General features: G+C 65.0%; 13 protein-coding genes. 5 read left to right on the forward strand and 8 right to left on the reverse strand.

Annotated elements, in window-relative coordinates:
• Positions 1-13 precede the first annotated feature (13 nt).
• Genes I6F24_RS32660 through soxX form a run of 5 tightly spaced genes read right to left on the reverse strand, consistent with a single transcriptional unit; the run spans position 14 to position 2,324 of the window.
• Positions 14-319, reverse strand: a complete 306-nt coding sequence (locus tag I6F24_RS32660) for a hypothetical protein (protein WP_036014604.1) — start codon at positions 317-319, stop codon at positions 14-16.
• On the reverse strand, positions 316-1,179 hold the full coding sequence (gene soxA, locus I6F24_RS32665; RefSeq protein ID WP_036014603.1) for a sulfur oxidation c-type cytochrome SoxA: 864 nt from the start codon (positions 1,177-1,179) through the stop codon (positions 316-318). Before soxA ends, I6F24_RS32660 begins: the two co-directional genes overlap by 4 nt.
• The gene (soxZ, locus tag I6F24_RS32670; protein ID WP_225150744.1) at positions 1,179-1,490 is read right to left on the reverse strand and encodes a thiosulfate oxidation carrier complex protein SoxZ; all 312 of its coding nucleotides are present in this window, start codon (positions 1,488-1,490) and stop codon (positions 1,179-1,181) included. The genes soxA and soxZ overlap by 1 nt, the downstream gene beginning before the upstream one ends.
• A 15-nt stretch (positions 1,491-1,505) precedes the next feature.
• Complete coding sequence (gene soxY, locus I6F24_RS32675; protein WP_036026285.1) at positions 1,506-2,003, reverse strand: thiosulfate oxidation carrier protein SoxY; 498 nt, start codon at positions 2,001-2,003, stop codon at positions 1,506-1,508.
• 27 nt (positions 2,004-2,030) lie between these two features.
• A complete protein-coding gene (soxX, locus tag I6F24_RS32680; RefSeq protein WP_225113698.1) occupies positions 2,031-2,324 on the reverse strand; it encodes a sulfur oxidation c-type cytochrome SoxX in 294 nt (97 codons plus the stop codon).
• Between the two features lie 284 nt (positions 2,325-2,608).
• On the opposite strand from soxX, the gene I6F24_RS32685 reads away from it, so the two are divergent.
• Positions 2,609-3,283 (forward strand): DUF938 domain-containing protein, encoded by a 675-nt coding sequence (locus tag I6F24_RS32685; RefSeq protein WP_036026286.1) that lies wholly within the window; start codon positions 2,609-2,611, stop codon positions 3,281-3,283.
• 117 nt (positions 3,284-3,400) lie between these two features.
• Here the strand turns inward: I6F24_RS32685 and I6F24_RS32690 are convergent, their stop codons facing one another.
• Positions 3,401-5,467 carry a prolyl oligopeptidase family serine peptidase gene (locus tag I6F24_RS32690; protein WP_036026289.1) on the reverse strand — a complete coding sequence of 689 codons (2,067 nt, stop codon included), beginning with the start codon at positions 5,465-5,467 and terminating at the stop codon, positions 3,401-3,403.
• A gap of 188 nt (positions 5,468-5,655) precedes the next feature.
• On the opposite strand from I6F24_RS32690, the gene I6F24_RS32695 reads away from it, so the two are divergent.
• On the forward strand, positions 5,656-6,903 hold the full coding sequence (locus I6F24_RS32695) for an MFS transporter (RefSeq protein WP_074448085.1): 1,248 nt from the start codon (positions 5,656-5,658) through the stop codon (positions 6,901-6,903).
• A 141-nt stretch (positions 6,904-7,044) separates the two neighbouring features.
• Positions 7,045-8,292 (forward strand): MFS transporter, encoded by a 1,248-nt coding sequence (locus tag I6F24_RS32700; protein ID WP_036026305.1) that lies wholly within the window; start codon positions 7,045-7,047, stop codon positions 8,290-8,292.
• A gap of 76 nt (positions 8,293-8,368) precedes the next feature.
• Here I6F24_RS32700 and I6F24_RS32705 read toward each other — a convergent pair whose 3' ends face one another.
• Positions 8,369-9,760, reverse strand: coding sequence for a M48 family metalloprotease (locus tag I6F24_RS32705; RefSeq protein ID WP_074448070.1), 1,392 nt, complete (start codon positions 9,758-9,760; stop codon positions 8,369-8,371).
• 134 nt (positions 9,761-9,894) lie between these two features.
• Complete coding sequence (locus I6F24_RS32710) at positions 9,895-10,665, reverse strand: thermonuclease family protein (RefSeq protein WP_225113658.1); 771 nt, start codon at positions 10,663-10,665, stop codon at positions 9,895-9,897.
• 399 nt (positions 10,666-11,064) lie between these two features.
• Between I6F24_RS32710 and I6F24_RS32715 the strand changes: the two genes are divergently transcribed.
• Positions 11,065-12,270, forward strand: coding sequence for an ABC transporter substrate-binding protein (locus tag I6F24_RS32715; protein ID WP_225150746.1), 1,206 nt, complete (start codon positions 11,065-11,067; stop codon positions 12,268-12,270).
• Between the two features lie 194 nt (positions 12,271-12,464).
• Positions 12,465-13,253: an enoyl-CoA hydratase gene (locus I6F24_RS32720; RefSeq protein WP_109141720.1), complete on the forward strand. Its 789-nt coding sequence runs from the start codon at positions 12,465-12,467 to the stop codon at positions 13,251-13,253.
• Positions 13,254-13,255: the final 2 nt, after the last annotated feature.

Consider the following 13,255-nt stretch of genomic DNA (forward strand, 5'->3'; position numbering starts at 1 on the left):
ACCGCGGGGCAGTCTAGCGGATTTCCATCGCCTTCCAGGCTTCTTTTTCGGAAACAGCCTGGAAGATCGACGCTCTCGCCAGCGCTTCGGCTTCCCTGGCCGCGGCCACCGCACGGCCGAAATCGCCGCCATCGGCAGCCCTTTTCGCGGCCGCCAGCGCAGATACGGTCACCGTCCACTGGTTGCGCATGCCCGCCGCCTCCTTGGAGGCGGCTTCGGCGGCCGCATAGGCCGCCTTGTAGTCCGCCTCACTCGCCGCGCGCGCGGATGGCGCAAGGCTCAAGGCGAGCAGCATGGCCAAGCCAAGTGACAGCTTCATGGCCGTGCTCCCGGTCCCGAGATCGGCAGGCCGTTGGCGACGTAGGACAGGAAATATTCGACGTCGCGATATTCATCCGACTGCGGCTCCAGTGGAACCGCGCGGGTCTGGCTGTTGCAGGTAACGAAGCGGCGGCTGGTCGTGCCCATGCCGCTCCATTCGGAGCGGTAGATCGGCATCGCGTTGAGGATGCCGAGCGCTGGGGCGAGGGTCTCGGCGCGGATGCGCTCGCCCGGGCTCTGCACGTGGCAGCTCGCGCAGGAGAAATTCATCTGGCCGCGCCGCGTGTAGAAATAGCGCTTGCCGTTCTCGTACGCCGCCAGCGCGCGGGGATCGTCGGGGATCTTGATGTCCATCAGCTTGCCGCGCGAGGTGTAGGCCATGTAGGCGGTGAGCGAGGCCATCTCGTCCTTGACGTAGGAATAGGGCGCCTCGCCATTGGCCTCGCGGCAGCGGTTGAGCGCGAGCTCCAGCGTGATGACCTTGCCTTCGCCGCTGTCGAAGTACGGATAGTTCTGGCGGATGCCGATGCCGCCGTTCGGAAAGCAGTCGGCATAGGTCTTGCCGTTCTTGAACGGGGTCGAGAACATCTCCTTGCCGGCCTCGAGCGCGAACTCGTAAGGAGGGAATTCCTCCTTCTCCTGCCACTGCCGCTTCATGTCCTCGTTCATGGAATACGGACCGTTGACGAAATCCTCATGCTTCACGTTCGGAAATTTCTGGAAGAAGAAGTTCTGGAACGCCTTGGCGTCGGCGACGGGATCGACCTTGTCGGCAGCGATCACGCGCGGCGCGGCGAGCGCGAACGCGACGAGCGCAGCGCTGAGCGAGCCCAGCAGGAGGTGGATGCGGGCCTTCATCACGCGATCTTCGCGGTGGTCGTATCCGAGCCGCCCTTGTTGTCGGTCCAGGAGATCTTGAGCTCGTCGCCCTTCTTGGCGCCCTTGAAGCTGAACTTGACGTAGGGGTCCTTGGAGACCGCTGTGCCCCAATCGGCGACGAACACGTCCTTGCCGTTACATTCGAACTTCAGCTGCTGGATGAAATGCGCCAGGATCAACTCGCCCTTGGAGTCCTTGACGAGGCCGGTGTCCATGGGGTGCTGGATCAGCGTCTGCACCTCGGTGATGTCGCCGGTCGATGTTGCGCGCACGCGAATGCTGGATGCCATGTCGAACTGCCTCGCTTAGCCGCCGCAACCGCCGACGGTGACCTTGACCTCCTTGGTCGCGCTGTAGAGCTTGCCGTCGGCCTCTACGATCGCGGTCAATTTGGTGGTCCTGGCCATCTTGAGCCGGTTGGCGACGGCAGGGATCGTGCCATCGGGAATCCTGTAGCTGGCCGCCAGCGCGCTCGGGTTCTCCGCCACGAAGAACGAGATCGAGGTGACCTTGTCCAGCGTCGTCGTCACCGAGATCGGCACGACGCCGCCGTTCTCGGCGATCTCCGGCGCATCCAGCTTGACCTTGTCCGACGGCTCGGCGGCCTTGCCGTAGAGCGCCTTGATCGCATCCGCCTCGCTCTTCTGCCTGAAGGCCTCTTCCGGATATTTGTCGTTCGCCGCGGCGCGCGCGGGCGCGAACGGCAGATTGCCGAGGCCGAGCAGCGCCACGGAGGTAGCGCCCTGAAGGATCAGGCGCCGCGTCGGATGAGGCCTCCAATGAGGCTTGGGGGTCGTGGTCATCTCAAGTCTCCTAGGGGCCGCCGGCGGTTACAGGGTCTGCAGGAAATCAACAATCGCGTTGATCTCCTGCTCGGTCAAAATCCGGTTCCGGCCGAACGGCGGCATCATGGTTTGCGGATTGCGCTTGGTCTCGTCGAAGATGATCGCGGTGAGCTCGTTGCGATCGGGGTATTTGGCCTTGATGTCCTTCAGCTCCGGTCCGATCGTCCCCGGCAGGTCGCCGCCTTTGATGACGTGGCAGGTGAGGCAATTGCCCTTGCCGCGGTCGAAGGCGAGCTTCTGGCCTTCCGTCACGGTGGATTGCGCCCCCGCCGGGGCCATTGCCGCGCCGGCGAGGAGGGCCAGCGCAGCAAGCAGAGCGGGCTTGCGAGGAAAGGCGGTCAAGGCATCGTCCCGGCGTTATCTCGATGATCTCGTTTGCGGAATTGTTCAAAAGCACAAAGGCCATCGCCTGACAATCAAGACTATGCACGCGGTGAAATGGAGTTAATATCCTGCGCATTGCAACTGACGAGATAGTTCGTTCATTCGGATGGGCGTGAACTAGCAGATTATTCTCGGACGTTTGGCCGCCTTTTCCGGTTCGCATTTTTTGGGGACGTCACTTGGCTGAATATGTGGTCGAATTTGGCAGGGATGGCGGACGGGTCGAGCCGGATGGCCGGCTCGATGCGCCGGCCTTCCATCGCAATCACGAACCGATCTGGGCGGCGCTGGAAAAGCATCTCGCGGATGCGACCGGCAGCGTCGTGGAACTCGGCAGTGGAACCGGGCAGCACGTGGTGCATTTCGCCCGCCACACGCCGGGCCTGATCTGGTGGCCGAGCGATCTCAACCAGCGCCACCTCAAGAGCATCGAAGCCTGGCGCGTGCATGCCGGCCTGCCGAACATCCGCCCACCCCTGCGCATCGATCTCACCGATCCCGACTGGTGCCCGGAAATGAAAAGCGGGCAGGGGCCGACCAGCCTCGCGGCCGTGTTCTGCGCCAATGTCATTCACATCGCGCCCTGGGCCGTGGCCGAAGGCCTGTTCGCCGGCGCCGGGCGTTATCTGCGCCGCGACGGCAAGCTGTTCCTCTACGGCCCCTTCAAGCGCGACGGCAAGCATACCGCGCTCAGCAATGCGGTGTTCGACACCTCCTTGCGCGAGGGCAATCCCGAATGGGGCGTGCGCGACGTCGTCGACGTCGAGAAGCTGGCGAAGGCGGCAGGCCTCGGCCTCGTCGACACGATCGAGATGCCCGCGAACAATCTGACGCTGGTGTTTGCAAGAGGCTAGGAGGTCGTCATGCCCGGGCTTGTCCCGGGCATCCACGTTCTTCGGGCGGTAAGGCAAGGCGTGGATGGCGGGGCCAAGCCCGGCCATGACGATGTGGAGACGTCAGCGCACCCAACTCTAGCCTTCATCCCGCCACCCGATCTTCTCCTTCAAGAACCGATAGCCCAGCACCTCGAAACCGGCGCGCTCCTTGTTGTCCTTGCCGTAGCCGTGGCCGCCTGCGGGCGGCTCGTAGAACCAGGCCTCATAGCCCATGGCCTGCAGCTTTGCCGCCATCTTGCGGGCATGGCCGGGATGGACGCGGTCGTCGCGCCGCGTGGTCGCAATCAGGATCGGCGGGTACGACTGGCCGTCCCTGACGTTGTGATAGGCGGAGTAGGTCTTCAGCCACTCCCATTCGTCGGGCTTGTCGGGATCGCCATATTCCGCGATCCAGCTCGCGCCGGCGAGCAGCTTGGTGTAGCGGCGCATGTCGATCAGCGGGATGGTACAGAACAATGCGCCGAAACGCTCGGGGTAGCGTACCAGCATGTTGGTGATGAGGATGCCGCCGTTCGATCCGCCCTGCGCGGCGATGCGTTTTGCGCTCGTCACACCGCGGCGGACGAGATCGGCCGCGACCGCGGCGAAATCGTCGTGTGAAAGCTTCTTGCCGGCAAGCCGTCCGGCATCGTGCCAGCGCGTGCCGAACTCGCCGCCGCCGCGCAGATTCGCCTGCACAATCGTGCCGCCGCGCTCCAGCCACAACTTGCCGAGCGAGGAATTGTAGTACGGCTTCACCGAGTGACCAAAGCCGCCATAGGCGCTCAGATAGACCGGCGCATCGCCGGTCTCGCCGGCAGGGCCCGTCTGCACATAGGGGATACGCTCGCCGTCAACGGAGATCGCCTCGTGCTGCGTCACCACGAGGCCATCGGCGGTGAACGTCTTCGGCGCCTGCTTCAGCACGATCGGGCTTGCGACGCCGCGCTCGATCAGCAGCAGCGCCGGCGGCGTCAGCGGGTCCTGCACATTGGCGAGCAGATCGCCATTGCTCTCCGATGCATGGCGGTCGAGCGGCCAGACATCGACGACGCCGATCTGCGGCAGGCCGCCAAGTGTCTCGCGGCTCCAGCTAGTGGCAGACGGTGTGCAGATCTCGAAGCGAGGTTTGAGCTCGTCGAGAATCGACATCACCAGCTTTCCTTCCGCCCAGAACAACCCTTGCAGCGCGCGCCGCGGTGCGGGCTCGAACAGGACGACAAAATCGCGGCTGCCGGCGAGGAAGGCCGAGAGCGAGATGCCGAGCACGGTGTCGGTGGCATAGGTCCGGCCATCGACCTGCCAGTCCTTGCGTAGCTTCATCGCGAACCAGTCGCCATGCGCCTGCATCCAAATCCCGGTCGGCAGATCGAGCTTCGTCGTCGTGCCGGCCGCATCGCGCAGCCAGATGGCGTGGTTGAAGAAGTCGATCTGGTCGACGATCCAGACCCGGGGCGCCGCTCCGGTGTCGTCGGCCATGCCATAGATTACCATGTGATCGGCGGTGGTCTCGATGACCATCTGTGCCTGATCGACCGGTTGGCCGCGCCGCCACAGGCGGACGGTGCGCGCATAGCCCGAGCTCGTCGCCATGTCCTCGCCATGCGCGCTTGACAGCAGCAGCGTGTCGGCATCGAGCCAGTCGACGCCGCCTTTCGCTTCCGGCAGCGCAAAGCCGTTCGCCACGAAACTTTTCGTGGCGAGGTCGAATTCCCGCAAGGTGACGGCATCGCTGCCGCCGCGCGACAGGCTCAAGATCGCCCGCGAGCTTCCCGGCATCGTGGCGATACCGCTAAGCAACCAGTCCTCGTCTTCGCTTCTCGCGAGCTGGTCGATGTCCAGCATGGTCTCCCATGCCGGATCGGCTTTGCGAAATTCCGCAAGCGAAGTCCGCCGCCACAGGCCGCGCGGGTTGGCGGCGTCTTTCCAGAGATTGTGCAGGTCGTTGCCGCGCCGGCTGACATAGGGAATGTTGTCAGGTCGGTCATAGATCGCCGCGAGGATGTCGCGATCGTGCTCGAAGGCCTTGCCGCCGAACGCGGCGAGCGTCAGGCTGTTCTGCCGCTCGACAAAATCGAGCGCCTGCCGGCCCTCGATCTCCTCCAGCCACAGCCAGGGATCGTCGTCGGGCGCTTGAAGCGTGGGCCTGTCGTCGACGGACATGAAGGTAACTCCCGGGAAGATCGCGGCGGATAGGATTTGATCGAGCGCAAGCCGTCAAGGGCGTGCAGCGTTATCATCCCAGCGATTGCGTCAGGGGCATGGCCCGCGCCCGTTTGCGCCGGTTGCCGGCCCTCACTCACCCCTCCATAGTGCCGCGAATCAACAGAGCCCTTCGGGCGGAAATGCCGATGCTGGACGTGACTGCCGCCAATGAGATCGCCGACGATGCCCGCGTGCGCGCCAACGTGGTGCGCCTCGCCGCCGCGCAGGCGCTGACCGGCGCCAACTCGGCCGTGATCTTCGCCACCGGAGCGATCGTCGGCGCCACGCTCGCGCCCGACATGTCGTTCGCGACCGTGCCGATCTCGATGTATGTGGTCGGGCTCGCCGCCGGGACGCTGCCGACCGGCGCGATCTCGCGCCGCTTCGGCCGCCGCGCCGCCTTCGTCATCGGCACGGGTCTCGGCACGCTCACCGGACTGCTCGGCTCGCTCGCAATCCTGCGCGGCTCGTTCGCGCTGTTTTGTCTCGCGACCTTCCTCGGCGGCCTCTACGGCGCGGTGGCGCAATCCTATCGCTTCGCCGCCGCGGATGGCGCCAGTGCGGCCTACCGGCCGAAGGCCGTGTCCTGGGTGATGGCGGGCGGCGTGTTCGCCGGCGTGCTCGGTCCGCAGCTCGTGCAATGGACCATGGATGTCTGGCAGCCTTATCTGTTCGCCTTCAGCTTCCTGGTGCAGGCCGCCGTCGCGCTGATCGCGATGGGCATCGTCGCTGGCGTCGATATGCCGAAGCCCGCGCCGGCCGATCTGCACGGCGGCCGGCCGCTGCTCACGATCGTGGCGCAGCCGCGCTTCATCGCGGCAGCGCTGTGCGGCGTCATCTCCTATCCCATGATGAACCTGGTCATGACCTCGGCGCCGCTTGCGATGAAGCTGTGCGGCCTGTCCGTGTCCGATTCCAATTTCGGCCTGCAATGGCACATCGTTGCGATGTACGGGCCGAGCTTCTTCACGGGCACGCTGATCGCGCGCTTCGGCGCTCCGAAGATCGTCGCCGCCGGCCTGCTGCTGGAAGCGGGCGCCGCCATCATCGGTCTCTCCGGCCTCACGGCGATGCATTTCTGGGCGACGCTGATCGTGCTTGGCGTAGGCTGGAATTTCTCCTTCATCGGCGCCTCCGCGCTGGTGTTGGAGACACATCGCCCGCAGGAACGCAACAAGGTGCAGGCCTTCAACGATTTCCTGGTGTTCGGCATGATGGCGATCGGCTCGTTCTCGTCGGGCCAGCTGCTCGCCAATTACGGCTGGTCCGCGGTGAACCTCGTGGTGTTCCCGCCGGTGGTGCTGGGTCTTGCGGTGCTCTCGCTGGTCTCCTGGGCGAAGCGCCGCAAGGCGCGGCTGGAGGCAGCCATGGGCGAATTCCCCGACGCGGTCTAGTTTGGCAAGAGGCTGTCAGCAGCGTTAATACTTCGATGCAGGTCGAAGTGATTTTCGAGGGCCGCGTTGTTACATGATGCTCGTCATGAAGAAGCGAGCGCAGAGCCAGGCGCTTGCGGGGGATGCGAAGGAGAAGCGCAAATGCTCGACAGTCCCCGCCACGCTGTGCCAATCGACGAATCCTCGCTCCGCTATGAAGGCTGGCGCATCGTCGCGGTCTGCTTCCTGCTCGCGACCTTCGGCTGGGGCCTCGGCTTCTACGGCCAGAGCGTCTACGTCGCCGAGCTGCAGCGCGCGCGGGGCTGGCCGGCCTCGCTGATCTCCTCCGGCACCACGTTCTTCTACCTGTTCGGCGCGCTGTTGGTCGTCTTCGTCGGCGAGGCCGTGCGGAAATACGGTCCGCGGCTGAGCCTGATCGCCGGGACGCTGGCGATGGCGGCGGCTGCGGTCGCGATCGGCGCGGTGCGCGAGCCCTGGCAGCTCTATCTCGCTAATGCCGTGCTCGCCTTCGGCTGGGCCGGCACCAGTCTTGCCATGATCACCAATACGATCAGCCTGTGGTTCGACGAGAAGCGCGGCATGGCGATCAGTCTCGCGCTCAATGGCGCCAGCTTCGGCGGCATCGCCGGCGTGCCGCTGCTGGTGGCGTTGATCGGCCATATCGGCTTTGCCGGTGCGATGTACGCCGCCGCCGGCGCCATGCTGGTGCTGCTCGTGCCGGTCATCCTCCTTCTCGTCGGCCGCCCGCCCGATCGCCACGGGTGGCAGGCGGCGGCGAAGGCGAAGCCGCAATCATCGACTGAGATCCGCGCCTGGGCGCTGCGGGACGCCGGCTTCCTCACGGTGACGATCGCCTTCGCCCTGGTGCTGTTCGCCCAGGTCGGCTTCATCGTGCATCTGATCTCGTTCCTCGATCCCGTGATCGGACGCGAGCGCGCCGCCGTGGCCGTCGCGGTGCTCACCGCGATGGCGGTGGTCGGCCGCGTGCTGTTCTCGCTGGTGATCGACCGCATCAATCAGCGCCTCGCGTCCGCGCTGTCGTTCCTCAGCCAGGCCGCCGCGCTTCTCGTCGTCGTCAACCTGCACAACGATTACGTGCTGATCGCGGCCTGCGCCGTGTTCGGCTTTTCGGTCGGCAATCTCATCACGCTGCCCTCGCTTATCGTGCAGCAGGAGTTCGACTCCGCCGCCTTCGGCGTGCTGATCAGCCTCAACACCGCGATCAACCAGGTGACCTACGCGTTCGGTCCCGGCGTGGTCGGTTTCCTGCGCGATCTCTCCGGCGGCTATACGCTGCCCTTCTATCTCTGCATCGCGCTGGAGGTGATGGCGGCGGCGCTGATCATGGTGCGGGGGAAGCCGCGGGCAAAGTTCTCTTCAGTGGGATGAGACGCGCTTGGAGCGGCGTTAGAGCATGATCCGGAAAGTGTGTAGCGGTTTTCCGATACGATCATGCTCAAACAAATTAGTCCGCGACGATCTTGACGCGGTCGCGCACCTTCACCTGCGCGGTGCGATCGAGGCCATTCAGCACGCGGAAGCGCTCGGCGGGATGGTCGACGCCGGCCATGCGGTGGGAGAGCGACTCCACGGTATCGCCGGGCTGCACAGTGATGACCTTGATGCGCAGCGGGCGCGCGGCCTGGATTTCCTCCAGCGTCAGCCGGCGGAACGAGTTGACGGTCTCGCGCGCATTCCGCTCGCTCTCGGTCGATTTCTGCCGTGCCGCGAAGATGAAGCGATAGACGTCGCTGCCGAAGCGCAGCGCATAGACCTTGAACTGCCATTGGTCGCCCTTGGCGGTGGCGGACGCCGCTGGAAAACCGTTGACGGTGAGATCCTCGGTCGAAGCCTTCTCGACGCCTTCCATCCAGCCGGAATTGAGGTAGTCGCCGAGCGACTGTTCGGCCGGCACGCGCACGACGTCGAAGCGCATCGCCTGCGCGCCGCCCTCGCGGACGCCGATCACGGCCTGCGCGGTGTTGTCGAGCGTGAAATTGTCCGGCGCCTGGAAGGTGAAGCCGAGCTTCGGATGCAGGAAGCGCCGGCCGCGGACAAAACCTTCGCTCGGGTCTTCGCCATAGACGAGGTTGTCGATCGCGGCGAGATAGCTTTCGCGATCGCGCTCGGCGCCTTCAGGCGCGGTGTATTGGCGGGCAATGTTCTGCGCGTTCTGGACGCGTTCCGGAGTTGCCGGATGCGACGAGGTGAAGTCCTGCGCGCGCGGATCGAGCGAGCTCTTGCCGGCCTTCAGCTCGGCATTTCGCTCCATCGCGGACAGGAAGCGCGCCGCGCCGTACGGGTCGAAATGCGCCTTGGCGGAGATGCCGACGCCGATGCCGTCGGCCTCGAACTCCTGCTTGCGCGAGAAGCTCGCCATGGTGAGCTTGGTCTTGGCCAGCGCCAGCGCGGTGAGGTCGGGATCGTTGCTCATGTCGGTGACGACGCGGGTGACGATCGCGGCCTGGCGGGCCTGGTCCTCGCGCATTGCCGCGTGCTTGGACAGCACATGCGCCATCTCGTGGCTGAGCACGGAGGACAATTCGGAGGTGTCGCTGGCGAGCGCGAGCAGGCCGCGCGTGACATAGAGCTGGCCGTTGGGCAGCGCGAAGGCGTTCACCGCCCCGGAATTGAGGATGGTGACCTTGTAGCCCTGGTCGGGCCGCTCGGAGGCCGCGACCAGCCGGTCGACGGTCTTGCTGACGAGCGCCTCGAGCTTGGGATCGTCATAGGTCCCGCCATAGCTCGCCAGGATGCGCTCGTGCTCCTTCTCGGTGGCCGGGGTTTGGGCGACGGCGGGCTTCGGCTTCGGCATCGCGACGGCTGCCGGGGTCGCCGCAGTCTGGAACCGGCCCATATCGCCGCAGCCAGCGAGAAGTCCGCCCAGCGCAAGGCAAAGCGCGGCCGGCGCAGCCCGCAGGCGGCGGCAATCGCCCAGTCCGTGCCGTTCTAGCACCCCATTCACGTCGTTTAACCCGTGCCCGGCCTGTCTTAAGGCCTTACCCCTGTCGGCTCGTTTGCGCCCAGCAACTCGATCTGCCCCACGAGGCGTACATCGATGCGTGGCCCCGTATTCCCCTCAACCCAGCCCCGAACGCGAATACGCCGATTCTCCAGGGACTTAAGGGCCATACCAGCGCTTTCGAACGCCGCTAGCGTGCGCTTTGAAATAGTCACGGCAAAGCCGCGTGTCCAGTTTCGTCCGAAGTTGAGGTAGGTCGTTGCCCCAGCTTGCCGGACCGACAGGACTTTGCCTTCGACCACCGTAAAGCGCCCGATCTCCGCCAAAATATCGTCCGGACTTTCCGCGTTTTTTATGGCCGACGGGTCAGCCCAGCTGCCCATTTTTTGGCGCCGCGCCGCAGCTTCGGACGCCATCAGGGCGGCCGCGCAGTCCTTGTCCAGGATCTCGGCGGAGGCGATGGCATCGCCCCGAGCGAGCAGCATGGCCTGCACCGAGATGTCGCCTTCGCCGATGAAGACAAGCGCACTCTGGCGGCCGTAGCGATCAGGCGTGTCGTCAGCGCTCCGCAGCATCACGTCGTGGCCGGCGAGCAGCGAGGTCAGCGCCTGCTTCGTGGTCGCGGTCGGCGCGATGCCGCTGAGGCGGATCTCGCGCCCGTCATCGAGCCGCACGCTGCGCGCATCGACGATGGCAGCGACGCGGCCTTCGCCTTGGGACTCGAACTGGCAGGGGCCCGCGAATGCCGAGCTACTTGCGACGAGAAGACATGCGACGATGAAGCGAAGCCGTTGCGTCACGTGATCCGGAGAGGTTGCATTGCGGCCGGACCTTAACTCATGCGTGGTGAGACGCGAAGGGGCTTTCTCACACCCTTCATTGCGAGGAGCTCTTCGCGACGAAGCAATCCAGACTGTTTCCGCGGACGCATTTCTGGATTGCTTCGCGGAGCCTGTCATCCGGCCGCGCTTCGCGCGGACCCGTTGGCTCGCAATGACAATGCGGGGACAGCTTCCGTCCTCGCGGCATTCCGCTTTGCGGAAAGCGCGCATTGATCATTCATCTGCATCGCACCTGCGCTTGCTGCGCTCTTGCGCATGCGGCATGATTGCGGCAACAGCGAATAGCCAAGAGCAATAACCCAAGAGCAATAACCAAGCCGCCATCAGAGCACGGCGCGATAAGGGAGGTCGTTTTCGATGAAGACTATTTTGTCCGGCATTTTTGCCGCCGCGTTTGCCCTCAATGCGAGCGCCGCACAGGCTCAGGACAAGCCGCCGCTGAAGATCGGCGGCATCCTCGACATGTCGAGCCTTTATGCAGATATCACCGGCTCCGGCAGCGAGACTGCGGCGAAGATGGCGGTCGAGGATTTCGGCGGCGAGGTGCTGGGACGCAAGATCCAGGTGCTGGCGGCCGACCATCTCAACAAGGCCGATCTCTCCGCCAACATTGCCCGCGACATGCTCGACAATCAGGACGTCGAGATGATCTACGACGTCGCGGCCTCCGCGACCGCGCTTGCCGCCGGCGAGATCGCGAAAGCGCGCAACAAGATCATCATGTTCAACGGGCCGGGCTCGATCCGTCTCAGCAACGAGGCCTGCGGCCCCTACACCATCCACTACGTGTTCGACACCTACGGCCAGGCCAACGTGACCGGTCTTGCGGCGGTGAAGTCGGGTCTCGACAGCTGGTTCTTCCTCACTGCCGACTACGCCTTCGGCCAGGATCTGGAGAAGGACACCAGCGCGGTCGTGACCAAGACCGGCGGCAAGGTGCTCGGCGCCGTCCGCCACCCGCTCAACACGTCGGATTTCTCGTCCTTCCTGCTCCAGGCTCAGGCCACCAAGGCCAAGGTGATCGGGCTCGCGAATGCCGGCGGCGACACCATCAACGCCATCAAGCAGGCGGCGGAGTTCGGCATCACCAAGGGCGGCCAGAAGGTCTCGCCGCTGCTCGCCTTCGTCACCGATATCGACTCGATCGGGCTCGAGACCGCGCAGGGCCTGCTGCTCGCGGAAGCGTTCTACTGGGATCTCAACGACGACACGCGGGCATTCTCGAAGCGCTTCATGGAGCGCACCAAGCGCGTGCCGACCTCGGCACAAGCCGGCGTCTATTCCTCCGTCACCCATTATCTGAAAGCTGTGAAGGCAGCCGGCACGACCGACGCGGCGGCGGTGATCAAGGTTATGAAGGAGACGCCGATCAACGACTTCTTCGCCAAGAACGGCAAGATCCGCGAGGACGGCCGCATGATCCACGACATGTACCTGTTCGAGGTGAAGAAGCCGTCGGAGTCCAAGGGGCGCTGGGACGATTACAAGCTGCTCGCCACCGTCCCCGGCAACGAGGCGTTCCAGTCATTGGAGCTGTCGCGCTGCCCGCTGGTGAAGAAGTGACGGCGTGACGTAAGGCACGCCGTCATCCCGGGGCGCGCCAAACAATAGGTCGTCATCCCGGGGCTCGCGAAAGCGAGAGCCCGGGATCCATTGGGCGGCATTGACGGTTGAGAGATGGATTCCGGGTTCGCGACTTCGTCGCGCCCCGGAATGACAAAGTGAGAGAGTGGCACCACAGAATGAGGCCAACATCCATGAACGACATGGTCTTGCAAAAGCTCGAAGGCGGGCTGCTCACCATCACGATGAACCGGCCGGAGCGGAAGAACGCGCTCAATCCCGAGATGGTCGCCGGGCTGGTCGAGGCGGCACGGCGCGCGGCTGATGATCCCGAGGTGCGGGCGGTGCTGTTCAAGGGCGCCGGCGGCTCGTTCTGCGTCGGCGGCGACGTCAAGTCGATGGCGCAGGGGCGCGCGCCGCTGCCGTTCGAGCAGAAGCTCGCAAATCTGCGCCGCGGCATGGAGGTCTCGCGCATCCTGCATCAGATGCCAAAGCCCGTGGTGGCCCAGCTCGATGGCGCGGCGGCTGGCGCCGGCCTGTCCATGGCGCTGTCCTGCGACCTGCGCATCGCCTCCGAATCCTGCAAGATCACCACCGCCTTCGCCAAGGTCGGGTTCTCCGGTGATTACGGCGGCACCTATTTCCTGACCCAGCTGCTCGGCAGTGCGCGGGCGCGCGAGCTCTATCTGATGTCGCCGGTGCTCACCGCGAAGGAGGCACATGCGATCGGCATGGTGACGAAGGTCGTGCCCGACGCCGAGATCGACGCGGCCGCGCACGAGCTCGCGCTGTCGCTGGCGCAAGGGCCGTCGATCGCGCTCGGCTTCATCAAGCGCAACATCAACAACGCCGAGCACCTGGCGCTGGAGGATTGCTTCGACGGCGAGGCGATCCATCACACCCGTTGCGGCGACACCGAGGATCACAAGGAGGCGGCCAAGGCCTTCGTCGAGAAGCGCAAGCCGACCTTTAGGGGCGCATGACC

This window comes from Bradyrhizobium sp. BRP23 (genome assembly GCF_020194135.1).
In the GTDB taxonomy this organism is placed as follows: domain Bacteria; phylum Pseudomonadota; class Alphaproteobacteria; order Rhizobiales; family Xanthobacteraceae; genus Bradyrhizobium; species Bradyrhizobium yuanmingense.

Excerpts from the sequence above, each read along its gene's own strand:
- I6F24_RS32660 (WP_036014604.1), bottom strand. The coding sequence starts at position 319 with ATGAAGCTGTCACTTGGCTTGGCCATGCTGCTCGCCTTGAGCCTTGCG.
- soxA (WP_036014603.1), bottom strand. The coding sequence starts at position 1,179 with ATGAAGGCCCGCATCCACCTCCTGCTGGGCTCGCTCAGCGCTGCGCTC.
- soxZ (WP_225150744.1), bottom strand. The coding sequence starts at position 1,490 with ATGGCATCCAGCATTCGCGTGCGCGCAACATCGACCGGCGACATCACC.
- soxY (WP_036026285.1), bottom strand. The coding sequence starts at position 2,003 with ATGACCACGACCCCCAAGCCTCATTGGAGGCCTCATCCGACGCGGCGC.
- soxX (WP_225113698.1), bottom strand. The coding sequence starts at position 2,324 with ATGGCCCCGGCGGGGGCGCAATCCACCGTGACGGAAGGCCAGAAGCTC.
- I6F24_RS32690 (WP_036026289.1), bottom strand. The coding sequence starts at position 5,467 with ATGTCCGTCGACGACAGGCCCACGCTTCAAGCGCCCGACGACGATCCC.
- I6F24_RS32695 (WP_074448085.1), top strand. The coding sequence starts at position 5,656 with ATGCTGGACGTGACTGCCGCCAATGAGATCGCCGACGATGCCCGCGTG.
- I6F24_RS32700 (WP_036026305.1), top strand. The coding sequence starts at position 7,045 with ATGCTCGACAGTCCCCGCCACGCTGTGCCAATCGACGAATCCTCGCTC.
- I6F24_RS32705 (WP_074448070.1), bottom strand. The coding sequence starts at position 9,760 with ATGGGCCGGTTCCAGACTGCGGCGACCCCGGCAGCCGTCGCGATGCCG.
- I6F24_RS32715 (WP_225150746.1), top strand. The coding sequence starts at position 11,065 with ATGAAGACTATTTTGTCCGGCATTTTTGCCGCCGCGTTTGCCCTCAAT.
- I6F24_RS32720 (WP_109141720.1), top strand. The coding sequence starts at position 12,465 with ATGAACGACATGGTCTTGCAAAAGCTCGAAGGCGGGCTGCTCACCATC.